The sequence below is a fragment of the Burkholderia sp. AU30198 genome, from assembly GCF_020419825.1.
In the GTDB taxonomy this organism is placed as follows: domain Bacteria; phylum Pseudomonadota; class Gammaproteobacteria; order Burkholderiales; family Burkholderiaceae; genus Burkholderia.
The window spans coordinates 46,452-68,447 of the sequence record NZ_JAIZSA010000004.1; the positions used below are offsets into that span (position 1 = coordinate 46,452).

20 protein-coding genes and 1 other RNA gene are annotated in these 21,996 nt (G+C 66.8%); 11 read left to right on the forward strand and 10 right to left on the reverse strand.

All coding sequences use genetic code 11. The features are described 5' to 3' along the window. Positions 1–6: 6 nt before the first annotated feature. From LGN19_RS11200 to trxA, 8 genes are all read right to left on the reverse strand, one after another. Positions 7–1,368, reverse strand: coding sequence for an MATE family efflux transporter (locus tag LGN19_RS11200; protein WP_226214641.1), 1,362 nt, complete (start codon positions 1,366–1,368; stop codon positions 7–9). 2 nt (positions 1,369–1,370) lie between these two features. Continuing rightward, on the reverse strand, positions 1,371–3,203 hold the full coding sequence (locus LGN19_RS11205) for an ArnT family glycosyltransferase (RefSeq protein ID WP_122945565.1): 1,833 nt from the start codon (positions 3,201–3,203) through the stop codon (positions 1,371–1,373). A gap of 144 nt (positions 3,204–3,347) precedes the next feature. After that, positions 3,348–3,608, reverse strand: a complete 261-nt coding sequence (locus LGN19_RS11210; protein ID WP_006753671.1) for a type B 50S ribosomal protein L31 — start codon at positions 3,606–3,608, stop codon at positions 3,348–3,350. A 157-nt stretch (positions 3,609–3,765) separates the two neighbouring features. Continuing rightward, positions 3,766–4,599 (reverse strand): zinc-dependent peptidase, encoded by an 834-nt coding sequence (locus LGN19_RS11215; protein WP_226214643.1) that lies wholly within the window; start codon positions 4,597–4,599, stop codon positions 3,766–3,768. Between the two features lie 38 nt (positions 4,600–4,637). Continuing rightward, on the reverse strand, positions 4,638–6,194 hold the full coding sequence (locus LGN19_RS11220; RefSeq protein ID WP_226214645.1) for an MFS transporter: 1,557 nt from the start codon (positions 6,192–6,194) through the stop codon (positions 4,638–4,640). After that, positions 6,191–6,691, reverse strand: a complete 501-nt coding sequence (locus LGN19_RS11225; protein ID WP_174960986.1) for a MerR family transcriptional regulator — start codon at positions 6,689–6,691, stop codon at positions 6,191–6,193. Before LGN19_RS11225 ends, LGN19_RS11220 begins: the two co-directional genes overlap by 4 nt. Positions 6,692–6,820: 129 nt before the next feature. Next, on the reverse strand, positions 6,821–8,083 hold the full coding sequence (rho, locus tag LGN19_RS11230) for a transcription termination factor Rho (protein ID WP_006478662.1): 1,263 nt from the start codon (positions 8,081–8,083) through the stop codon (positions 6,821–6,823). A gap of 193 nt (positions 8,084–8,276) precedes the next feature. After that, complete coding sequence (gene trxA / locus LGN19_RS11235; protein WP_006402348.1) at positions 8,277–8,603, reverse strand: thioredoxin TrxA; 327 nt, start codon at positions 8,601–8,603, stop codon at positions 8,277–8,279. Positions 8,604–9,009: 406 nt separating this feature from the next. Between trxA and ffs the strand changes: the two genes are divergently transcribed. The 10 genes from ffs (at position 9,010) to LGN19_RS11285 (ending at position 18,583) form a co-directional block, all read left to right on the forward strand. Next, positions 9,010–9,108, forward strand: an RNA gene (ffs, locus tag LGN19_RS11240) — signal recognition particle sRNA small type. Between the two features lie 127 nt (positions 9,109–9,235). Beyond that, the gene (locus tag LGN19_RS11245) at positions 9,236–11,596 is read left to right on the forward strand and encodes a DNA polymerase III subunit gamma/tau (RefSeq protein ID WP_226214647.1); all 2,361 of its coding nucleotides are present in this window, start codon (positions 9,236–9,238) and stop codon (positions 11,594–11,596) included. 92 nt (positions 11,597–11,688) lie between these two features. After that, the gene (locus LGN19_RS11250; protein WP_043188249.1) at positions 11,689–12,015 is read left to right on the forward strand and encodes a YbaB/EbfC family nucleoid-associated protein; all 327 of its coding nucleotides are present in this window, start codon (positions 11,689–11,691) and stop codon (positions 12,013–12,015) included. A gap of 31 nt (positions 12,016–12,046) precedes the next feature. Further along, the gene (gene recR, locus LGN19_RS11255) at positions 12,047–12,643 is read left to right on the forward strand and encodes a recombination mediator RecR (protein WP_006478665.1); all 597 of its coding nucleotides are present in this window, start codon (positions 12,047–12,049) and stop codon (positions 12,641–12,643) included. A 48-nt stretch (positions 12,644–12,691) separates the two neighbouring features. Next, complete coding sequence (locus LGN19_RS11260; RefSeq protein ID WP_122945560.1) at positions 12,692–13,897, forward strand: CaiB/BaiF CoA transferase family protein; 1,206 nt, start codon at positions 12,692–12,694, stop codon at positions 13,895–13,897. A 222-nt stretch (positions 13,898–14,119) separates the two neighbouring features. Further along, entirely contained in the window at positions 14,120–14,881 is a 762-nt protein-coding gene (gene surE / locus LGN19_RS11265) for a 5'/3'-nucleotidase SurE (protein ID WP_175221878.1), read from the forward strand. Then, positions 14,878–15,810 carry a protein-L-isoaspartate(D-aspartate) O-methyltransferase gene (locus LGN19_RS11270; RefSeq protein WP_226214649.1) on the forward strand — a complete coding sequence of 311 codons (933 nt, stop codon included), beginning with the start codon at positions 14,878–14,880 and terminating at the stop codon, positions 15,808–15,810. The genes surE and LGN19_RS11270 overlap by 4 nt, the downstream gene beginning before the upstream one ends. A 5-nt stretch (positions 15,811–15,815) precedes the next feature. Beyond that, the gene (locus LGN19_RS11275; protein ID WP_226214654.1) at positions 15,816–16,703 is read left to right on the forward strand and encodes a peptidoglycan DD-metalloendopeptidase family protein; all 888 of its coding nucleotides are present in this window, start codon (positions 15,816–15,818) and stop codon (positions 16,701–16,703) included. An 11-nt stretch (positions 16,704–16,714) separates the two neighbouring features. Beyond that, positions 16,715–17,803: an RNA polymerase sigma factor RpoS gene (gene rpoS, locus LGN19_RS11280; RefSeq protein WP_122945557.1), complete on the forward strand. Its 1,089-nt coding sequence runs from the start codon at positions 16,715–16,717 to the stop codon at positions 17,801–17,803. Between the two features lie 3 nt (positions 17,804–17,806). Next, on the forward strand, positions 17,807–18,583 hold the full coding sequence (locus tag LGN19_RS11285; protein ID WP_122945556.1) for a 3'-5' exonuclease: 777 nt from the start codon (positions 17,807–17,809) through the stop codon (positions 18,581–18,583). Positions 18,584–18,618: 35 nt separating this feature from the next. Here LGN19_RS11285 and LGN19_RS11290 read toward each other — a convergent pair whose 3' ends face one another. After that, on the reverse strand, positions 18,619–19,473 hold the full coding sequence (locus tag LGN19_RS11290) for an endonuclease/exonuclease/phosphatase family protein (RefSeq protein WP_226214661.1): 855 nt from the start codon (positions 19,471–19,473) through the stop codon (positions 18,619–18,621). Positions 19,474–19,636: 163 nt separating this feature from the next. On the opposite strand from LGN19_RS11290, the gene rlmD reads away from it, so the two are divergent. Then, on the forward strand, positions 19,637–21,091 hold the full coding sequence (rlmD, locus tag LGN19_RS11295) for a 23S rRNA (uracil(1939)-C(5))-methyltransferase RlmD (protein WP_264173011.1): 1,455 nt from the start codon (positions 19,637–19,639) through the stop codon (positions 21,089–21,091). A 64-nt stretch (positions 21,092–21,155) separates the two neighbouring features. Here rlmD and LGN19_RS11300 read toward each other — a convergent pair whose 3' ends face one another. After that, on the reverse strand, positions 21,156–21,854 hold the full coding sequence (locus tag LGN19_RS11300) for a Bax inhibitor-1/YccA family protein (RefSeq protein ID WP_006761414.1): 699 nt from the start codon (positions 21,852–21,854) through the stop codon (positions 21,156–21,158). Positions 21,855–21,996: the final 142 nt, after the last annotated feature.

Below are 21,996 nucleotides of genomic sequence, written 5' to 3' on the forward strand. Positions count from 1 at the left end.
GGCGTGTCAGGCGGACGTGGACGCGGCAGCATGCGCGCGACTGACGTGGCGCAGATACAGCACGAGCCCGGCGCCCGCGAGCGCCAGGCTGATCGTGTTCGCAAACCAGAAGCCGCGCGCGCCGGTCAGCCATGCGGGTGCGATGCCGCCCACGTCGAAGCCGAGCACGTAGCCGCCGCTGAGCCCGACGCCCCACAGCGCGACCGCATAGATCACGGTCGGCACGACCGCGACCTTGTAGGCGCGCAGCACGAACGCCGACGTGACCTGCACCGCGTCGAAGACGTGGTAGCACGCGACGATCGCGACGAGGGGCATCGCGGCCGCGGCGACGGCCGGGTTCGGCGTATAGCCGCCGATGATCAGCGGGCGCAGCACGAACACGAGCAGGCCGTAGGTCGCGGCAATGCCGCACGCGAAGATCACGCTGTGCCGGCCGAGCAGCCGGGCTTCCTCGGGCCGTCCGGCGCCGAGCGCGCGCGCGACCAGCGTCGACGCCGCTACGCCGATCGACAGCGGCGTCATGTACAGCACGGCGCCGATGTTGCCGGCGATCTGATGGCCGGCGAGCGTCGTCGTGCCGAACTGCGCGATGAACAGCGCCATGCACGTGTACGACGTGACCTCGATCAGGTACGACAGGCCCATCGGCACACCGAGTTTCAGGATTGCCTTCTGGCGTTCCCAGACCGGCCAGCAGAAGCGCGAGAAGATCGCGAGCGGCGCGAACACGTCGAGCTTCGCGAGCAGCGTGTAGCCGATCAGCGCGAGCGCCCAGTTGATCAGCGTGCTCGCGAGCCCGCACCCCGGGCCGCCGAGGGCCGGCACGCCGAACCCGCCGAAGATGAACCACACGTTGAGCGGAAACTTGAGCAGCAGCGCGCCGATCTGCAGGATCATCGCGAGGCGCGGCTTGCCGGCCGCGTTGGTCAGCGCGTTGTAGATGCGGAACACGAGGCTGGCGGGCAGCCCGTACGACAGGATGCGCAGGTAGTCGACGGTGCGGTCGTGCAACGCGGCGGGCGTGTGCGCGACGCGCAGCAGCGGTTCGGGAAAATGCAGCAGGAGGAAGCCAGGCACCGCGAGCAGCAGCGCGAGCCATAGCGCCTGGCGCACTTCCTCGCCGATCTCGGCATAGCGCCGCGCGCCGTACAGTTGCCCGGTGATCGGCTGCAGCGCGGACAGGATGCCCGTCAGGCCGATATAGATCGATATGTAGATCGACGAGCCGAGCCCGAGTGCGGCCAGGTCGACGGCCGAGTAGCGCCCGACCATCGCGGTGTCGATCACGCCGAACGCGATGATCGCGAGCTGGCCGACGAGCACCGGCCACGCGAGACCGACGATCCGGCGGATATCGCCGAACATCGTCAGTCGGCCGGCTGGCGGCGCGGCGGACGTCGCTTGACGGGGGGCTTCGGCCGTTCGATGCGCTCGTACAGGCGGAAGCGCTCGTCGCGGTCGGCGACGCGGCGGCCTTCCCACACGAGGCGCCACACATATTGCGACATCGAGCTCGGCTCGCCGAAGTCCGCATGGTCCTGGCGCAGGATCACGTCGCAGTCGCCGGAGAAATCGAAGCGCATGTTGCCGAAATACGCGAAGGTCGCGATCTGCGCGTCACCGAGCCGCACGGGCGAGATGCACTCGTAGTCGGACGGCAGGTGCACGGCGATCTGCTGGGCGACATCGCGATAGGTCCGGCCGTAGTTGACGATCGGCAGCCACAGCGTCATCAACAGCACCCACATCAGCGTGGTGCCGGCACCCGACAGCACGACGCTGCGCCACAGTACCTTCGGCTGCCGCGAGATGCGCCAGCGCACCAGGAAGCACCAGCACACCGTGGCGATCACCGCGCAGACGAACGACAGGATCTTGAAGTGCGGTTCGTAGCCGGGCACGAGGCGGGCGAGGTTGCGCGCGAGCGGATGCGGGAAGCCCGTCAGCGACGCGAGCCACACGAGCCATACGAAGGTGCCGAGGATCGTGAAGCTCAGCACCGCGAACCAGTCGATCGCGTTGATCGCGCCACGCTTGAGGGTCGGCAGCGCGAACGTCGCGAGTACCGCGAGCGGCGGCAGCAGCAGCATGTACATGCGGTTCGACTGCTGGCTCTGCAGGATCACGAGTGCGACGAGCGGCACCGCGACCGACAGCGGAATCGCGATGTGCGCCCGGCGGCGCATGCCGGCCCAGCTCCACCACGCCCAGATCGCGAGCGGCCAGGCAGGCCACGTGAACAGCGGCAGGTTCTTCGCCGCGTAGCCGAGCACCGCGGTCGGCGGGCCCGAAAAGCGCATCAGGCTGCCGTGGATCCACTGGTTGAAGAACCATGCGGCGTCGTCGGGCGCCGCGACGAACGCGGCCAGCGGCCACAGCGCGAAGATCGCGGCCGCGAGCGGCACGCCAACCAGCGGCAGGCACAGGTTGCGCATCTCGGGCGTGACGAGCCACAGCACGGCCGTACCGGCGAGCAGGGCGACGACCAGCACCGGGTTGCCGGACAGCGCGACGAGGCCGATCGAGAGGCCCCACCACAGCGCGCCTTGCATCGGCTTGTCGATGCCGCGCACGATTCCGTAGACGAGCATCGCGATCCAGGCGAACTGTGCGAGCTGCGGCGTCGTTTCGTGCCCGCGCTCCGCGAGGCCGAAGCAGGCGACGAGCACCAGCAGCGCGCCGTCGGCGAGCGTGCGGCCGTAGTCGCGCGGCTCGGGTTCGCCGCCGAATGCGTATTTGAACGGCTGGACCTCGGCACGCCGGCCGAGCAGGTAGGCCGCGTACCAGACGAATGCGCACGCGACGCAGAACAGCACACCGGTATCGACACGCGACGCGTTGCTCGCGTCGACCCACGGGCCGAGGCCGCGGATCGACAGCGCACCGAGCCAGTAGCTGAGCGGCCCGTCGGTCGTGATGAACTTGCCGACCAGGTTCGGCAGCAGCCAGTCGTGCCAGCCGCCCTTGGCCATCGTCCACATCACGCCAAAGCCTGCCGCGTCCTCGTTCTTCCACGGGTCGCGGCCGAACAGGCCGAACGCTGCGTAGACGAAGCAGAGCGTGAGCAGCAGCCAGCGCGGTAGCGCGCGCGTGGCGGAGGCGGTGAGACGGACGACAGGCTTCATGCAGATGAGCGATTTGTTATGGGCGGGCGGCCGGCGCGGATGCGCGCGGTCGAGCCGGTTTCGAGCATCCGGCATTGTAGACGCGCCCGCTGTTACGCGTCAGGTCGTTGCCCGGGCGCCGGCCGGCGCCTTCCGGGCGAGCAGAGACAAAAAAGGGCAGCCTGGGCTGCCCTTTTGTGCGACACCGGTGCAATGCAGCCACCGGATGCAATGCGAAGCTTACTTCGCCTTGCCGCTGGCGCGAACGCCGAACTTGTTCTTGAACTTCTCGACACGGCCTGCCGTGTCCATGATCTTTTGCTGACCCGTGTAGAACGAGTGCGATTCCGACGACACTTCGATCTTGGCGAGCGGGTAGGTCTTGCCGTCGAGTTCGATGTTTTCGCGCGTCTGGATCGTCGAGCGCGTGATGAACTTGAAGCCGTTCGACATGTCTTGGAAGACGACTTCGCGGTAATTCGGGTGGATGCCTTCTTTCATGGTCTTTCCTTGGTGAGAGCGGTAGCCAACCCGCCGCTTGCCGTGCCGGAGCGCGCACATTGCGCAAACCAGACGACGCCAAGCCCGGCGCGAGCCACTTGCCTAAGGTCGAAAAGCGGCGATTATGCCAGAAAATCAGATGGTTGACGAATAATTTTCATGGTGCGTCGAGTGCGCCAATGCCGGCCGGATCCTGACGGTAGTAGCGCGCGAGCAGCCGGTACAACTCAGGAAATTCGGACTCGAACGCTTTCGGCCGCACGAACAGCGCTTCGCTGCACACCGCGAAGAATTCCGACGGGTGGTCGGCCGCATACGGGTCGATCAGCGAGTCCCGCTCGAAGCGCGCCCACGCGCGGTCCGGCACCGCGTCGACGCGCGCGCAGAACTGGTCGTACGCGTGCTCGAACACGTCGGCCCAGGCCTGCGCATCGAGGTGCGGCGCGTGCCAGCGGCGAAACAGGGGCGGATAGCCGTCGGCCGCGCCGTTGAGCATGTCGATCTTGTGCGCGAACTCGTGGATCACGACGTTGTACGCGTCGCGGCCGTCCGTCATCTGCGCGTCTTCCCACGACAGGATCACGGGGCCGCCTTCCCAGGCCTCGCCGCTCGCATCCTGCTCGACTTCGTGGACGACGCCGTCCTCGTCCTGCACCGTCTTGCGGATCAAGAATTCGCCCGGATACACGACGACGCCGACCCAGCCGTCGTACAGCGACAGGTCGAGATTCAGCACCGGCAGGCAGGCTTGCGCGGCGATCGCGACGATCATCGCGTCGGTCAGCTCGAGCCCGTGCGCGGTCGAGAACGATTTCTTCGCGATGAACAGGCTCGTCAGCTCGCGCAGCCGGCCGAGCGCGTCGGGCGACAGCGCCGCGAGGAACGGCAGGCGCTCGACGGTGTCCTGCCACAGCGCGTCGGGGATCGGGTGGCTGCGCAGCGCGCGGTCGCGGCGGCGGTCGTCGAACCAGCGGGTCAGTTTCGAGAGCATGAAGGCGGCTCGCGGAAATCCAAAGCCTGTCTTTTAACTCAATCGATCTCTTTTTGCCATGCCGCAAAGAGGCCGCCGACGAGCGCCACGCCCGCCAGGAAGTAAAAGCCGTCGAGCGACGCGAGGAACGACGCCTGCTGCGCGACCATCCGCGCGATCGACGCGATCGCGAGCGCGTGCGCTTCGTTCAGCGCGTGACCGGCGGCCGCGTAGCTGCGCGCGAGCGTGTCGACGGTCTGCTGGAACAGCGGATCGAACACGTTCACGCGCTCGACGAGCCGCGTCTGGTGCACGGCGAGCCGGTGCTGCTCGACGATGATCACCGACGACGTCGCGAACGAGATCGTCAGTTGCCGCACGATGTTCTTCAGCCGGTAGCCGTGCGTATATTCGTCGATCGCGAAGATCCGGAACGTCAGGTTGGCCACCGGCAGCACGATGAAGAGCAGCAGCAGCCCGCGCAGCAGCAGCGGGACGATCAGCGCGGCTTCGCCGACCTGCGGCGTCATCCGCGTCATCCACAGCGCGGCCGTGACGGCGATCGCGAACCCCGGCACGACGAACCATTTCTTGTGCGTGACGAACTTCGCGTAACGCAGGTACGCGAACAGCGCGGTGGCCGAGATCAGCGACATCGTACCCACCAGCCGCCCGGCGTTCTCGACCGGGTAGCCGAGCCCGCCTTCGAGAAACCGCGACGTCAGGTAGCTGAAGCCTGTCGACTCGTAGTAATAGAACATGTAGAGCAGCAGCCCGACCTGGAACGTCCGCTCGCGAAACGCGTGCAGCCGCACGAGCGGCGTCGGATGGTTCCACTGGTGATACGCGAACCACGCAAGCGCGCCGATCCCCGCGATCGTCAGCAGGATCAGCATCGGCGAGCCGCTGTAGAGCTGGTAATGCACCTGCTGCAGCACGATCTGCAGCGCGCCTTGCGCGAGTGCGAACACGACATATGGCCAGAAGTGTCCGGAGCCGCGTTCGTCGTCGGGTGTCCGGCCCGAATCGGGCAGCGTGAGCAGCGCGAGGATCGCGAACGCGATGCCGGCGGGCGCCGAGCACGCGAACAGCGCGCGCCACGTCGAATGCGCGACGAGCAGGCCGCCCGCAATCGGCGCGAGCGCGCTGCCGAGCAGGATCATGATCAGGAACGCGCGCGTCGCGGGCGGCCGTTCCTGCGGCTTGAAACTGATCTGGATCAGGATCCGGCACGCGCCCATCATCGGGCCGATGAAATACCCCTGGAAGCCGCGCGCGAACGCGAGTTCGAGCGACGTGTCGGCGAGCGCGGCCGCGATCGCGCCGAGCGAGAACATCAGCATGCAGCCGGCGACGTAGCGGCGATGGCCGAGGCGGTCGACCCACCATTGCTGTTGCAGGATGCCGAGCACGGCCGTGACCGCGTAGGCGCTCGACGACCACACGAGTTCGTCGGGCGATGCGTTGATGCCACCCGCGATGTAGCTCGCGAAGAACGAGAAGATCGCGTTGTCGAAGTAGTCGATGCCGGTGACGAGCGCGAGCGCCCACGGGAACAGGTCCGCGCGCAGGTTCGCGCGGCTCCATAGCGGCGGGCGACCGGGCATCGCGTTCATTCGCGATCCTTGCGCACGCGCCGCGTGCCGGCTTCGGCCTGCCGCTGCGCGATCAACGCATCGGGGTTTTCGCCGGCAAGACGCCGCTCGACGTAGTCGATGTCGTGCTGCAGTTCCTTGCGCAGCGCGACGGCTTCCTTCAGTTCGCGCTGGACGGCCGCGATCCGCCGGTCGAGCGTGTCGACCTGCTCGGCAAGGCTGGTACGGATGTCGCGCAGCGACGCGTCCGAATAGCGGCGCCGGCCGTCGCCCGTTTCTTCCAGCGGGCGCTTCAGCATCTCGGTGATGCCGTGCAGCGAGAAGCCGAGCGCGCGCAGCCGCAGGATGCGCGCGAAGCGCTCGAGGTCGGCTTCGTCGTAGAGGCGGTAGCGGCCTTCGCTGCGCGTCGGCGTGACGAGCCCGCGCTCTTCGTAATACTTCAGCGTGCGCGGCGTGACGCCGAGCCGCGATGCGGCATCGCTCACGGTCAGCGGCGAGGTGGGGGCGTCGTTCGGCATCGGGAGGCGCGGGGTGGGGCGATGACGCGATTATAGATCAACCTGTACGTTCACGTTCAGGTTGATGCCAAAAAACGGCCGCCGGGCAGAATGCGCGGGCGGCCGTTTTGGGGTGCGGGGCGGGGGTGATCAGCCGCCGCGGCGCATCAGGTCGAAGAACTCGGAGTTGCTCTTCGTCTGGCGGATCTTGTCGAGCAGGAATTCCATCGCCTCGACTTCGTCCATGTCGTGGATGAACTTGCGCAGCACCCAGATCTTCTGAAGGATCTCGGGCTTGATCAGCATTTCTTCGCGACGCGTGCCCGACTTGTTCAGGTTGATCGACGGATACACGCGCTTTTCCGCGAGACGGCGCTCGAGGTGCACTTCCATGTTGCCGGTGCCCTTGAACTCTTCGTAGATCACGTCGTCCATGCGGCTGCCGGTTTCGATCAGCGCGGTGCCGATGATCGTCAGCGAGCCGCCTTCCTCGATGTTGCGCGCCGCGCCGAAGAAGCGCTTCGGACGTTGCAGCGCGTTCGCGTCGACACCACCCGTCAGCACCTTGCCCGATGCCGGGATCACGGTGTTGTACGCGCGGGCGAGACGCGTGATCGAGTCGAGCAGAATCACGACGTCGTGCTTCATTTCGACGAGGCGCTTGGCCTTCTCGATCACCATTTCGGCGACCTGGACGTGGCGCGTGGCCGGTTCGTCGAACGTCGATGCGATCACTTCGCCGGCGACCGAGCGCTGCATTTCGGTCACTTCTTCAGGGCGCTCGTCGATCAGCAGCACGAACAGGATCACGTCCGGGTGGTTCTGCTTGATCGCGTGTGCGATGTGCTGGAGCATCACGGTCTTGCCGGACTTCGGCGACGCGACGAGCAGGCCGCGCTGGCCCTTGCCGATCGGCGCGATCATGTCGATGATGCGGCCCGTGACGTTTTCCTCGCCGCGCATTTCGCGTTCGAGCGACAGCGGCTTGTTCGGGTGCAGCGGCGTGAGGTTCTCGAACATGATCTTGTGTTTCGAGGCCTCGGGCGGCTGCCCGTTGACTTTGTCGACCTTCACCAGCGCGAAGTAGCGCTCGCCGTCCTTCGGCGTGCGGACTTCACCTTCGATGGTGTCGCCGGTATGCAGGTTGAAGCGGCGGATCTGCGACGGGCTGATGTAGATGTCGTCGGTGCTCGCGAGGTACGACATTTCCGGCGAGCGCAGGAAGCCGAAGCCGTCCGGCAGCACTTCGAGCGTACCGTCGCCGAAGATCGTCTCTCCCGTCTTGGCGCGCTTTTTGAGAATGGCGAACATCAGTTCCTGCTTGCGCAGGCGGTTCGCGTTTTCGATCTCAAGGCCATTAGCCATTTCGATCAGTTCGGAGACGTGCAGAGACTTGAGCTCGGATAAATGCATACGGAGAACCCGCCAGGGAGGAGACGACGAAAGAAATAAAGGGAGGAGGGCGAGCGGAAGCGCTCAGAGACTTAAATGCGTCTTGTAGACGTTTTTTAATTCTAGCATAGGCCGATTCGCGCTTGAGCGAGCGATCGGCGGCTTGATGCCGGACGTGTTGCCGGTTGACAACACGTCCGTGGAACGGCCGGTATTACAGGTGGCTGTCCAGGAATGCGGTGAGCTGCGACTTCGACAGCGCGCCGACCTTCTGCGCGGCGGCCGCGCCGTTCTTGAACAGGATCAGCGTCGGGATGCCGCGCACGCCGAACTTCGCGGGCGTTGCCTGGTTGTCGTCGACGTTGATCTTCGCGATCTGCAGCTTGTCGCCGTAGTCCTTCGCGACTTCGTCGAGGATCGGGGCGATCATCTTGCACGGGCCGCACCATTCGGCCCAGAAATCGACGAGCACGGGCTTGTCGGATTTGACGACGTCCTGTTCGAACGATGCGTCGCTGATGTGTTTGATCTGTTCGCTCATTGGGTCAATACCTCTTACGGTTCGGGGACTGCCTGCTTGCGCGTTGCGGCGCGCCGGCCGCCGTTGGCTGCCGGCCGCTGCGGCAGGTCACTCCGCTCTCCGGAAAGGAGGGGTGTAAGCGCTGCATGCCGCGGCTCGCGGGTCGTTCGGGCGTCATATTAGCCTAAATTGCTATCTGCTGCGGGCGGCGATAGTAGCCGCTACGCGAGTAGGGGTACGACGCGACGTTCGACCGTTGTGTCCAGCAGGTGGAGGCTGGCGCGCAAATTACAAGGGGTGGGTGCGCATGCATTTCGATTCGGGGGGTACTGCGTGCCGTGCGATGCGCGCCGGTTTGTCTGGTCATATTCGCATTGATGCGAACAAACGGTCGCATTCGTTCGGAAGCGGTGATAGAATATGCCGTGACGGGCCTCCTCGCATGGTGGGGCGGTGAACCTGGTCAGGTCGGGAACGAAGCAGCCACAATCGTTTTCCGCCAGTGCCGAGGGTTGGGCTCGTCACCTTCCTTCTCGCCCCATTCGCCGGGCGTTTTTTATTTCTGCATCACACTCCGTTTTACCTGCGCATTGCCTGTCCTCCGCACCGTTTCGCGTGTCGGCGCGACGCAGCGTTACTGATACAATTTCCCGATGACCTATCAAGTTCTCGCACGCAAGTGGCGTCCGAAGGATTTCGCTTCGCTCGTCGGCCAGGAGCACGTCGTCAGGGCGCTTACGCACGCGCTCGACGGCGGGCGTCTCCATCACGCCTATCTGTTTACCGGAACCCGCGGTGTCGGCAAGACGACGCTGTCGCGGATCTTCGCCAAGGCACTCAACTGTGAAACCGGCGTCACGTCGCAGCCGTGCGGCGTGTGCCGTGCCTGTCGCGAGATCGACGAAGGGCGTTTCGTCGATTACGTCGAGATGGACGCCGCAAGCAACCGCGGCGTCGACGAAATGGCGGCGCTGCTCGAGCGCGCGGTGTACGCGCCTGTCGATGCGCGCTTCAAGGTCTACATGATCGACGAAGTGCACATGCTGACGAATCACGCGTTCAACGCGATGCTGAAGACGCTCGAAGAGCCGCCGCCGCACGTCAAGTTCATCCTCGCGACGACCGATCCGCAGAAAATTCCCGTCACCGTGCTGTCGCGCTGCCTGCAGTTCAACCTGAAGCAGATGCCGGCCGGGCACATCGTGTCGCATCTCGAACGGATCCTCGGCGAAGAGCAGATCACGTTCGAGTCGCAGGCGCTGCGCCTGCTCGCGCGTGCCGCGCAGGGCAGCATGCGCGACGCGCTGTCGCTTACCGACCAGGCGATCGCCTATTCGGCGAACGAGGTGACCGAGTCGGCCGTGTCGGGCATGCTCGGCGCGCTCGACCAGACTTACATGGTGCGTTTGCTCGACGCGCTTGCAGCGGCCAGCGGCCCGGAAATCCTCGCGATTGCCGACGAGATGTCGCTGCGCAGCCTGTCGTTCTCGACCGCGCTTCAGGATCTCGCGAGCCTGTTGCACCGGATCGCGTGGGCACAGTTCGCGCCGGGTTCGGTGCTCGACGAATGGCCCGAAGCGAGCGACCTGCGCCGCTTCGCCGACACGCTGAGCCCCGAGCAGGTCCAGCTGTTCTATCAGATCGCGACGGTCGGTCGCGCCGAGCTCGGCCTGGCGCCGGACGAGTACGCCGGGTTCACGATGACGCTGCTGCGGATGCTCGCGTTCGAGCCGGCGGTTGCCGCCGGCAGTGCGCCGGGTGGCCAGCCGTCCGTGCCGCGTGCAGTGCCGGGTCCGCGCGTGGCGGCGGTATCGGCCGCTGTGGCGAAGCCGGTCTCGGCCGCACCTGCCGAAGCAGCGCGGCCGCAGTCTGCCGCACCGGTTGCGCCCGCGGCACCGGTATTGCGTGCCGCACCGGTGCAGTCTGGCGACGAAGCAGACAAGCCGCCCGTGAAGCCGGCTGCCGTTCAGGCATCCGCGCCGGCCCCGGTTGACGCGCCAGTCATCGAGACGCCGCAGCCGCAGACGGCCGCAGCACCGCAAGCAGAGCCGGCCGGCGAAACGCCGGCACCCGTCCGCAAGGAACCCGAGCCGCCGGCTGCCGTTGCGCAGCGAAGCGACGAGCCGGCTGCGCCGGCCGAACCGGTGGCGCGCGCTGCGCCGCCCGAGCCCGCTGCGCGTCCGTCAGCGCGTTCCGGCGGTGCCGCCGCCGCGCTCGACGTGCTGCGCAATGCGGGGATGCGCGTGTCGTCCGATCGCGGGCGCGCAGGCGCCGCCGCGAAACCGGCAGCCCAGCCGGCTGCCGAGAAGCCGGCCGCGCCGCGCCCCGCCGCCGTGCAGGTGCCGACGCCGCGCGCGGCGGCCCGTGCGCCGCAGGCGGCCGATTCGCGCCAGGCCTCGCCGCCGTGGGAGGACATTCCGCCGGACGACTACGTGCCGCTCAGTGCCGACGAGATGTTCGGCGGTCCGCCCGACGATGGCTTCGTGCCGGTGTTCGACAGCGGCCCCGACGATGTGCGCGTGATGCCGCAGCCGGCGGACACCCGTCAGTCCGCACCGGTCGATACGCGTCCGTTGCCGCCCGCGATCACACTCGATCCGGTTGGCTTCGACGGCGAATGGCCGGCGCTGGCCACACGGCTGCCGCTCAAGGGCGTGGCGTACCAGCTCGCATTCAACAGCGAACTGACGGCCGTCGATGCGACGACGTTGAAACTTTCCGTGCCGGTGCCGCAATATGCGGACGCCGCGCAGGTGGCGAAGCTGAAGGCCGCGCTGGCCGATGCGCTCGGCAAGGCGGTCGAGGTGGCCGTCGAAGTCGGGCCCGCACGGCGTACGGCGGCGGCACTCGATGCGGCCGCGCGCGCGGCGCGCCAGCGCGAAGCCGAGCAGGAGATTCACGGCGATCCATTCGTCCAGCAACTCGTGCGCGACTTCGGTGCGCGTATCGTCGAGGGTTCGGTGCGCCCGCTCGCCGACGCGGCGCCGGACGGCCCGCCGCCGACGCTGCATTGAACTGACCGCCCCGCGACAGGCACAATCACGCCCACACATTGGCCGGCACGCGCCGCGTGCCGGTTTTCACACGATCAAGAAGGAGTATTCCCATGTTGAAAGGCAACCTCGCCGGACTGATGAAGCAAGCGCAGCAAATGCAGGAAAACATGAAGAAGATGCAGGAGCAGCTTGCGCTGATCGAAGTCGAAGGGCAGTCGGGCGCCGGCCTCGTCAAGGTGACGATGACGTGCCGCAACGAAGTGCGTCGCGTGTCGATCGACCCGAGCCTGCTCGCGGACGACAAGGACATGCTCGAGGATCTCGTCGCGGCTGCGGTCAACGACGCCGTGCGCAAGGCCGAAGCGACGTCGCAGGAAAAGATGAGCGGCATGACGTCGGGCCTGCCGCTGCCCCCGGGCTTCAAGCTGCCGTTCTGAGCGCAGCGTCCGTGCCACTTTTTGCTGCCGTATGAAACAGCCGTCCGCCCTGTCCGCTCTCGTCGAAGCGTTGCGCGTGCTGCCCGGCGTCGGGCCGAAATCCGCCCAGCGCATGGCGGTCCACCTGATGCAGCACGATCGGGAGGGCGCGGAGCGGCTCGGCCGGTCGCTGCTGTTCGCGACCGAGCACCTGCAGCACTGCGAGAAGTGCAACACGTTCACCGAAGCGCAGATCTGCGAGGTCTGTAGCGACGAGGAGCGTGATCCGACGCTGCTGTGCGTCGTCGAGACGCCTGCCGACCAGATCATGCTCGAGCAGACGATGACTTACCGCGGGCTGTATTTCGTGCTGATGGGCCGGCTGAGCCCGCTCGACGGAATCGGTCCGAAGGAAATCCATTTCGACCGCCTCGTGCGGCGCGCGTCCGACGGCGTCGTCAAGGAAGTCGTGCTTGCGACCAACTTCACGAACGAGGGCGAAGCCACCGCGCACTACCTCGGCCAGACGCTGAAGGCGCGTGGCCTCGCGGTCACGCGCCTCGCGCGCGGCGTGCCGGTGGGCGGTGAGCTCGAATATGTCGACGCGGGCACCATCGCCCGCGCGATGCTCGACCGTCGCACGATGTAAGCCGGGCGCCGCCGGCCGGCGGCGCCGTTCCTCATGCCAGGGAGACACATGAGCACCAGCCAGGGCCCGCTCGCGGGCGTCAAAGTGCTCGAATTCGGCACGCTGATCGCGGGACCGTTCGCGTCGCGGCTGTTTGCCGAATTCGGCGCGGAAGTGATCAAGATCGAGGATCCGAACGGCGGCGACCCGCTGCGCAAGTGGCGCAAGCTCCATCCGGAGCAGGGCGGCACGTCGCTGTGGTGGTCCGTCCAGGCGCGCAACAAGAAATCGGTCACGCTCAACCTGAAGGCCGATGCCGGCAAGGCGATCGCGCGGCAGCTCGCGCGCGAGGCCGATATCGTGATCGAGAACTTCCGCCCGGGCCTGCTCGAAAAGCTCGGGCTCGGCTACGACGTGCTGTCGGCCGACAACCCGGGCCTCGTGATGGTGCGCCTGTCCGGCTACGGGCAGACGGGCCCGTACCGCGACCGGCCCGGCTTCGGCGCGATCGCCGAATCGATGGGCGGGCTGCGTCACATCACCGGCTATCCCGAGCTGCCGCCGCCGCGCATCGGCATTTCGATCGGCGATTCGATCGCCGCGCTGCACGGCGTGATCGGCGCGCTGATGGCATTGCATCACCGCAAGGTCAACGGCGGTGCGGGGCAGGTGGTCGACGTTGCACTGTATGAAGCCGTCTTCAACATGATGGAAAGCGTGGTGCCCGAATACGGCGTGTACGGGATGGTGCGCGAGCGCACCGGTGCGTCGCTGCCGGGCATCGTGCCGTCGAATACGTATGCGTGCCGCGACGGCAGCATCGTGATCGGCGGCAACAGCGATCCGATCTTCAAGCGGCTGATGAAGGCGATCGAGCGCGACGACCTCGCCGACGATCCCGCGCTCGCGCAAAACGACGGGCGCGTGCCGCGCACGCAGGAGATCGACGACGCGATTGCCGCGTGGCTCGCGCCGCGCACGATCGATGAAGCGCTCGTCGTGCTCAACGCGGCCGATGTGCCGGCCGGGCGCATCTACAGCGCCGCCGACATGTTCACCGATCCGCAGTTCGTCGCGCGGCAGATGATCCAGCGCTTCAAGCTGGCCGACGGCACCGACATTCCGCTGCCGAACATCACGCCGAAGCTGTCCGACACGCCGGGCGAAACACGCTGGCTCGGGCCGGAGCTCGGCGAGCATACGGACGAGGTGCTGCGGGGCCTCGGCTACGACGCGCAGGCGATTGCCGCACTGCGCGACGCGGGCGCAATTTGAGCGTCCTCGGGCCTGCCGCTTCACGCCAGGCTCCCCGAAGGGGGCATTCCCCAAGGGGGCTCCGTTGGCGGCGGAAAACCCGCGGCGGCTCGACGTTTTCCTGAGCGCGCGGAACGCCGCCGCGCAACGCGGCGGCACAGTGTGCGCGGGCGCCCGCAGTGGTCCGTCCGCCGCCGCCGGACTGTCGCTCTCGCGCCATCTTTCCTCGGTTACAATCGCCGGATGCGAATCCTACTCAGCAACGACGACGGCTATCTCGCCCCCGGTCTCGCGGCGCTCAGCGACGCGCTGAAGCCGCTGGCCGAACTCACGGTGATCGCGCCCGAGCAGAACTGCAGCGGCGCGTCGAATTCCCTCACGCTGTCGCGGCCGCTGTCGGTGCAGCGCGCGGCGAGTACGGGTTTCTTCTACGTGAACGGCACGCCGACCGATTCGGTGCACGTCGCGTTGACAGGGATGGCCGACGCCAGGCCGGATCTCGTCGTTTCCGGAATCAACAACGGCCAGAACATGGGCGAAGACACGCTCTATTCGGGGACAGTTGCGGCCGCCACCGAAGGCATCATGTTCGGCGTACCGGCCATTGCGTTCTCGCTGGCCGACAAGGGCTGGGCCCATCTGGCGGACGCCGCGCGCGTCGCCGCGGAAATCGTCGAGCACTACCTTGCGCATCCGCTGCCGGGCCAGCCGCTGCTGAACGTGAACATTCCGAACCTGCCTTACGACGAACTGAAAGGCTGGAAGGTCACGCGCCTCGGCAAGCGTCATCCGTCGCAGCCGGTGATTCGCCAGACCGACCCGCGCGGCGAACCGATCTACTGGATCGGCGCGGCGGGCGAAGCGATGGATGCCAGCGATGGCACCGATTTCCACGCGGTGGCAAACGGTTTCGTGTCGATCACGCCGCTGCAGCTGGACCTCACACATACGCAGATGCTTCCCGCGACGCGCGAATGGGCGCGCGCCGGAGGGCGGGCTTCATGAGCGGCGAGCGCGCGAAGCGGTTCCCGCTCGCGCTCGAAGATCTCAAGCGAGCGCCACGCAAGTCGGAAGGTCGGGCCGGCGAACGCCATGCGGCGGTCGCGGTATCGAAGGCCGCCGACAAGCCCGCCGCCGCGCTGAAACCGGTTGCGGTGAAGCCCGCTGCGGCGCGCACGGCGTTGCCCGGCTCCGCGGCCGCGAAGCCCGCGACCGCGCCGAAGCCGACCGCGCTGAAGCCTGCGATGCCGAAGCCGGCCGCGCCGAGCGTCGCGCCGGTCGGCGCGTTCGCGCTCACGTCGGAACGTGTGCGCGAACGGATGGTCGAACGGTTGCGCGCGAACGGCGTGACCGACGCGCGCGTGCTGGAAGCGATGGCGGCCGTGCCGCGTCACCTGTTCGTGGATCCCGGGCTTGCGACGCAGGCCTACGAGGATTCGGCGTTGCCGATCGGCCACCAGCAGACCATTTCAAAGCCGTCGGTTGTCGCGCGCATGATCGAGCTCGCGATGGCCGGCCGCACGCTCGAGCGCGTCCTCGAGATCGGCACGGGGTGCGGCTATCAGGCCGCCGTGCTGAGCCACGTGGCACGCGACGTGTATTCGATTGAACGCATCAAGCCGCTCTACGAGCGCGCGAAGCTGAACCTGCGGCCACTGCGCGTGCCGAACATCCGTCTGCACTACGGCGACGGGCGTGTCGGCCTGCCGTCCGCGGCCCCGTTCGACGCGATCGTGATCGCGGCGGCGGGGCTCGACGTGCCGCAGGCGCTGCTCGAGCAGCTCGCGATCGGCGGACGGCTCGTCGCGCCGGTCGGCGCTCAGAGCGGGCAGCACCAGGTGCTCACGCTCGTCGAGCGCGTCGCGCACGCGCAATGGAGAGAGTCACGGCTTGATCGCGTTTTCTTTGTCCCTTTAAAATCCGGAGTAATTTGAAACCGATGAGTATGTTGCGCGCGATGCAAAACAACCGTTCCAGGGAACCGCTCACGCTCGCCCAGCGCGCGATCTGCGTAGCTGCGTTCTCCACGCTACTGGCCGCCTGTGCGACGCGGCTCGACAACGCGCCCGTCGTCGATCGCTCCGGTTCACTCGGCACGACCGGCACCGCGCAGCCCGCGGCGCCGCTCCCGCCGGCACCGCCGGGTTACTACCGGGTGAAGCCGGGCGACACGCTGTACCGGATCGCACTCGAAAACGGGCAGAACTATCGCGACATCGCCGCGTGGAACAACCTGGCGAACCCGAATCAGATTGAAGTCGACCAGCTGCTGCGCGTTTCGCCGCAGGCCGGTGCCGCTGTTGCGGGCACGCAGGTCGCCGCGCCGATCGCGGGCGCCGCCGTTGCGACCGCGCCGCTCAGCAGCGGCCCGGCAACGCCGGCCGCCGGCACGTCGTCCTCGGTTGCGCCGTCGCCTGCCGCGGCCGCCGCATCGAGCGATACGGCCGCCGCGCCGAGTGGCCCCGTGACGTTCGCGTGGCCCGCGCGCGGTCCGGTGCTGAACGGTTTCGACGACGCGAAGAACAAGGGCGTCAATATCGGCGGGTCGGCCGGCGAGACCGTGAAGGCGGCGGCCGACGGCCGCGTCGTCTACTCCGGCAATGGCCTGCGCGGCTACGGCAACCTCATTATCATCAAGCACGATGCAACTTACCTCACGGCGTATGCACACAATCGCGCTTTGATGGTAAAAGAGGGGGACGCGGTAACGAAGGGGCAGAAGATCGCCGAGATGGGGAACAGCGATTCCGACCGCGTGATGCTGCATTTCGAGGTTCGCCGGCAGGGTAAACCTGTCGATCCGCTGAAGTATTTGCCGCCTCAATAACCGAGACGACCATGCCGAAATCGAAGCGCCACGAGCCGCAAGCCGAGTCTGAGAAGATCAGTCGTGCCACGCAAGCGTCGGTGGGGCGAGCTGGTGCTTCGACGGACGACGAAGACGACGTTGCGGACAACGAGCGTGACCTCGAGGCACGCGACGCCGACGCGGAGGGTGGCGACGACGAGCGCGAAGGCCGCTCGGAGGCGGCGCCCGACGTCGACGATTTCCGCACGATGCTGCAGGCCGAGCTCACGGCCGACACGATCCAGCATTACCTGAACCGCATCAGCGTGAAGCCGCTGCTCACCGTCGAGGAAGAGCAGCGCTATTCGCGTCTGGCCAAGGCCGGCGAATTCGAGGCGCGGCAGGTGATGATCGAGCGCAACCTGCGCCTCGTCGTCAGCATCGCGAAGGGGTATCTGAACCGTGGCGTGCCGCTGCTCGACCTGATCGAGGAAGGCAACCTCGGCCTGATGCACGCGATCGAAAAATTCGACCCGACGCGCGGCTTTCGTTTTTCGACCTATGCGACGTGGTGGATCCGGCAAAGCATCGAGCGCGCGATCATGAACCAGGCCCGCACGGTGCGCCTGCCCGTGCATGTGATCCGCGAGCTGAACCAGGTGTTGCGCGCGAAGCGCCACCTCGAAAAGAATTCGATGTCGACGGGCGAAGCGGCCGAGCGCCGTGAAGCCAGCATCGACGACATCGCCTATCTCACCGGCAAGACCGCCGAGGAAGTCACCGATATCCTCGCGCTCAACGAGCACACGGCGTCGCTCGACGCGCCGCTCGACCTCGACCCTGCGAGCAGCCTGCTCGACCTGCTGCCCGACGACCAGAGCCAGTCGCCCGACGCCGAGGTGCAGCACCGCGAGCTCGAGACGCTGACGCGCGCGTGGCTGTCGCGGCTGTCCGACAAGCATCGGCATGTGATCGAGCGCCGCTTCGGCCTGAACCACATCGAACCGGCGACGCTCGAGGAGCTGGCCGACGAGATGGGGCTCACGCGCGAGCGCGTGCGCCAGATCCAGCAGGAAGCGCTGGTGCGCCTCAAGCGGTTTTTTGCCTCCAACGGCGTGCGCAAGGACGCCGTTCTGTAACTGATGACTCCGATTCTTGTTTTTGACATCGAGACGATTCCCGATGTCGACGGCATTCGCCGTCTGGAAGACCTGCCCGCGACGCTCGACGATGCCGCGGTGGCCGAACATGCGTTCGCCGCCCGTCGCGAGAAGACCGGTAGCGATTTCCTGCCGCACCACCTGCAGCGCATCGCGGCGATCTCGTGCGTGTTCCGCGACAACAACGGTTTTCGCGTTCGTTCGCTCGGCACGCTGCAGGACAACGAGGCGGCACTGATCCAGTCGTTCTACCGCGTGATCGAGAAATACACGCCGCAGCTCGTGTCGTGGAACGGCGGCGGCTTCGATCTGCCGGTTCTCCATTACCGCGCGCTCGTGCACGGCATCCCCGCGACCCGCTACTGGGATCTCGGCGAGGACGACCGCGAATTCAAGTGGAACAACTACATCTCGCGTTACCACTCGCGGCATACCGACCTGATGGATGTGCTCGCGATGTATCAGGCACGCGCAAACGCGCCGCTCGACGCGCTCGCGAAGATGTGCGGCTTTCCGGGCAAGCTCGGGATGGACGGCAGCCAGGTGTGGCCGGCGTTCCAGAACGGGCAGATCGAGGCAATCCGCAACTATTGCGAAACCGACGTCGTCAATACCTACCTGCTGTATTGCCGGTTCCAGTTGATGCGCGGCGGCCTCACGCCGAGCGAATACGCGGACGAAATCCTGCTCGTGAAGAACTCGCTTGCGCAGGAGCCGGCGTCGCACTGGGCCGAATACCTGGCCGGCTTCGACGCGTAGCGCGGGTGACGTGTGCCCCGCGGCCGGCGTCGCGATCAATCGAGTTCGAGCAGCACCGGCTGGTGATCCGACGCGCGCACGTCGCCGTCGATCTCGCAGTGCGTGACGCGTGGCAGTAGCGTATCGGTCACGAACACGAAGTCGCACGCGAGCGGCCCCTCCGACCATTGCACCGTATCGTAGACGCCCGCCGTCGGCGGTGGCGTGCGGCCGGGGTGCCGAGCGACCCACGCGTCGACGAAACGCGGTGCGTCTGCGATCGGCTCGAGGAATCGGCGATAGGCATCGCTGCCGAACGCGCTGTTGAAATCGCCGCAGACGATCGCATCGCATGGCTGGCCGGTCGCGCTGAACGGCCCCTCGGCGGTTTCGGCAGGCGCCGGTCGTGCCGCGTGCGCGCAGGCCTCACGATGCCGGTCACGCAGTGCATCGACCTGCGCGATCCGCTGGCGCGCCGAATAATATTCCAGATGCGTGGTGACCACCCGCAGCGGCCCGAAGGGCGCCTGCAACTCGACGTCGAGCGCGATGCGCGGCATCGACGGCGCGCCGGCGTCGGCCGGCCACGGCAGCAACTGGCGGAGCACGCGCCCGACCGGCAGCCGGGTCGCGATCGCGTTGCCGAACTGACGGCGCGGTGCACCGGCTTCGATGGGCGGCAGGTCGGCGCCGATCGCTTCGATGATCGTATGGCCGGGCAGCAGCGCCGCGAGTTCGGCGAACTGGTCGTTGCCGGGCCGGCCGGGCAGTGCGCTGAAGCCGCGCGTGACTTCCTGCAGGCATAGCACGTCGAAGTCGCCGAGCCCGCGGATTGCCGCGACGGTGCACGAAAGATCGACGACGCCATCCGCGTCCCGACCCCATTGGATGTTCCAGTCGATCAGTCGCATGGTCGAATCTCCTGTCGGGCGAATTTCGGGCCGAGGGCGGATTCCGATCGGCTCCGCGGCCGCCTCGGCCGCGGGTGCTCCCGGGCGGCCCGCGTGGCCGCTCCGGCGCAATGCCGGGGCGTCTATGCTTAAGTATCGACGCTTGCCTCATGCAAAGCGGGCGATGCGGGCCTTCGTCGTCTACAATCTCGCCTTCTTCAACGTTTGTCAGGAAAAGCTGGTGTCCGAAGCCGTCCCCACTTCTGCGCGCAAATCTAGAAATGCGCCCGTCGCGCCCGGGCCCGCCCCGGTTCTCGAGATCGAATCGCTCGACATGGAAGCGCGCGGTGTCGGCCGCACGATCACCGAGGACGGCGAGCCGGGCAAGGTCATCTTCGTCGAGGGGGCGCTGCCGGGCGAGCGCGTGACCTATTCGAGCTTCCGCCGCAAGCCGAGCTACGAGCAGGCGACGGTTGTCGACATTCTGCGCCCGAGCGTGATGCGCACGCAGCCGAAGTGCACGTTCTTCGGCACCTGCGGCGGCTGTTCGATGCAGCATCTCGACATGCGCGCGCAGGTGGCGGTCAAGCAGCGCGTGCTCGAGGACAATCTGTGGCACCTGGCAAAGCTGCGCGCGGAAACGATGTTCGCGCCGATCCATGGCCCGTCGTGGGGCTATCGCTACCGTGCACGCCTGACCGTGCGCAACGTCGCGAAGAAGGGCGGCGTGCTGGTCGGGTTCCACGAGAAGAAGAGCAGCTATGTTGCCGACATGACGAGCTGCGAAGTGCTGCCGCCGCACGTGTCGGCGATGCTCGTGCCGCTGCGCCGGCTCGTCGAAGGGCTGTCGATCCGCGATCGGATGCCGCAGATCGAGCTCGCGGTCGGCTCGGAAGTCACGGCACTCGTGCTGCGTGTGCTGGAGCCGATCAACGCGGACGACGAGGCGTTGCTGCGCGCGTTCGCGGACGAGCACAAGGTGCAGTTCTGGCTGCAGCCGAAGGGCCCCGATACGGTGACGCCGTTCTATCCGCTCGACGTGTCGCTCGACTACACGCTGCCGGAATTCGGTATCCGCATGCCGTTCAAGCCGACCGACTTCACGCAGGTCAACCATCAGATCAACCGCGTGCTGGTGGGCCGTGCGCTGCGCCTGCTCGCGCCGTCGCGCGACGACCGCGTGCTCGACCTGTTCTGCGGGATCGGCAACTTCACGCTGCCGCTCGCGCGGCTGTCGCGCGAAGTGATGGGCATCGAGGGCAGCGACACGCTGACGACGCGCGCGCTGGCGAATGCGCGCGAGAACGGTGTCGACGGCCACACGACGTTCGCGTGCCGGAACCTGTTCGAAGTGACGGGCGACGACATGCGTGCGCTCGGCGCGTTCGACAAGTTCCTGATCGACCCGCCGCGCGAAGGCGCGCTCGCGGTGTCGAAGGCGCTGGCCGAGATCGCGCAGAGCGGTGAAGGCCCGCTGCCGAAGCGGATCGTCTACGTGTCGTGCAACCCGTCGACGCTGGCACGCGACGCGGGCCTGCTCGTGCACGAGGCCGGCTACCGCCTGAAGGGCGCCGGCGTCGTGAACATGTTCCCGAATACGTCGCACGTCGAATCGATCGCGCTGTTCGAGCGCGACTGAACCCGCGCGGCGGACGAAAAAAAACCGGCCCGCGGGCCGGTTTTTTCATGTTGCGTGGCGAACGTCAGTTGCGGTTGCCGCCGAAGATGCCAAGCAGCGCGAGCAGGTTCGTGAACACGTTGTACAGGTCGAGGTAGATCGCGAGCGTGGCCGAGATGTAGTTCGTCTCGCCGCCGTTCACGACGCGCTGGACGTCGAACAGCATGTAGGCGGAGAAGATCGCGATCGCGAGTACCGACACGGTGAGCATCAGCGCCGGGAGTTGCAGGAAGATGTTCGCGACCGATGCGAGCAGGATCACGATCACGCCCATGAACAGCCACTTGCCGAGCCCCGAGAAATCGCGCTTGCTGACGGTGGCGATCGTCGCCATCGCGGCGAAGATGATGCCGGTGCCGCCGAACGCGAGCATGATCAGCGACGGGCCGTTCGAGAAGCCGAGGATGAAGCTCAGCAGCCGCGACAGCATCAGGCCCATGAAGAACGTGAAGCCGAGCAGCACGAACACGCCGGCCGCGCTGTTTTTCGTCCGCTCGATCGCGAACATGAAGCCGAACGCGATCGCGAAGAACGCGAGCAGGCTCATCATCGGGCTCGTGGCCGCGAACAGCGAGAAGCCCGTCGCGACGCCGACCCAGGCGCCCAGCACGGTCGGCACCATCGACAGCGCGAGCAGCCAGTACGTGTTCCGCAGCACGCGGTTGCGAACCTCGGCGGTGCTGACGGAACCGCCGCGGCCGAAATTGTACGGATAGTCGTTCATGGTTTCTCCTAACATTGAACGCATGGGCGTCCGGGGCCGGTTCGGCGCGCGCGGTGTGCGGCGCAGCAAACCGGAGCAGCTATGGCTAAGATACGTTCCGTGCCGGGAGGTTTCAATGGCCGGGCGGCACAAAACATATGGA

What these genes read in the sequence shown, in the direction of transcription:
- LGN19_RS11270 (WP_226214649.1), top strand. Translation starts at nt 14,878, where the DNA reads ATGAGCGGCGAGCGCGCGAAGCGGTTCCCGCTCGCGCTCGAAGATCTC.
- recR (WP_006478665.1), top strand. Translation starts at nt 12,047, where the DNA reads ATGAAACAGCCGTCCGCCCTGTCCGCTCTCGTCGAAGCGTTGCGCGTG.
- LGN19_RS11260 (WP_122945560.1), top strand. Translation starts at nt 12,692, where the DNA reads ATGAGCACCAGCCAGGGCCCGCTCGCGGGCGTCAAAGTGCTCGAATTC.
- LGN19_RS11200 (WP_226214641.1), bottom strand. Translation starts at nt 1,368, where the DNA reads ATGTTCGGCGATATCCGCCGGATCGTCGGTCTCGCGTGGCCGGTGCTC.
- LGN19_RS11300 (WP_006761414.1), bottom strand. Translation starts at nt 21,854, where the DNA reads ATGAACGACTATCCGTACAATTTCGGCCGCGGCGGTTCCGTCAGCACC.
- LGN19_RS11275 (WP_226214654.1), top strand. Translation starts at nt 15,816, where the DNA reads ATGAGTATGTTGCGCGCGATGCAAAACAACCGTTCCAGGGAACCGCTC.
- LGN19_RS11205 (WP_122945565.1), bottom strand. Translation starts at nt 3,203, where the DNA reads ATGCCGGATGCTCGAAACCGGCTCGACCGCGCGCATCCGCGCCGGCCG.
- trxA (WP_006402348.1), bottom strand. Translation starts at nt 8,603, where the DNA reads ATGAGCGAACAGATCAAACACATCAGCGACGCATCGTTCGAACAGGAC.
- rpoS (WP_122945557.1), top strand. Translation starts at nt 16,715, where the DNA reads ATGCCGAAATCGAAGCGCCACGAGCCGCAAGCCGAGTCTGAGAAGATC.
- LGN19_RS11290 (WP_226214661.1), bottom strand. Translation starts at nt 19,473, where the DNA reads ATGCGACTGATCGACTGGAACATCCAATGGGGTCGGGACGCGGATGGC.
- LGN19_RS11210 (WP_006753671.1), bottom strand. Translation starts at nt 3,608, where the DNA reads ATGAAAGAAGGCATCCACCCGAATTACCGCGAAGTCGTCTTCCAAGAC.
- LGN19_RS11215 (WP_226214643.1), bottom strand. Translation starts at nt 4,599, where the DNA reads ATGCTCTCGAAACTGACCCGCTGGTTCGACGACCGCCGCCGCGACCGC.
- rho (WP_006478662.1), bottom strand. Translation starts at nt 8,083, where the DNA reads ATGCATTTATCCGAGCTCAAGTCTCTGCACGTCTCCGAACTGATCGAA.
- surE (WP_175221878.1), top strand. Translation starts at nt 14,120, where the DNA reads ATGCGAATCCTACTCAGCAACGACGACGGCTATCTCGCCCCCGGTCTC.
- LGN19_RS11285 (WP_122945556.1), top strand. Translation starts at nt 17,807, where the DNA reads ATGACTCCGATTCTTGTTTTTGACATCGAGACGATTCCCGATGTCGAC.
- LGN19_RS11220 (WP_226214645.1), bottom strand. Translation starts at nt 6,194, where the DNA reads ATGAACGCGATGCCCGGTCGCCCGCCGCTATGGAGCCGCGCGAACCTG.
- rlmD (WP_264173011.1), top strand. Translation starts at nt 19,637, where the DNA reads ATGCGGGCCTTCGTCGTCTACAATCTCGCCTTCTTCAACGTTTGTCAG.
- LGN19_RS11250 (WP_043188249.1), top strand. Translation starts at nt 11,689, where the DNA reads ATGTTGAAAGGCAACCTCGCCGGACTGATGAAGCAAGCGCAGCAAATG.
- LGN19_RS11225 (WP_174960986.1), bottom strand. Translation starts at nt 6,691, where the DNA reads ATGCCGAACGACGCCCCCACCTCGCCGCTGACCGTGAGCGATGCCGCA.
- LGN19_RS11245 (WP_226214647.1), top strand. Translation starts at nt 9,236, where the DNA reads ATGACCTATCAAGTTCTCGCACGCAAGTGGCGTCCGAAGGATTTCGCT.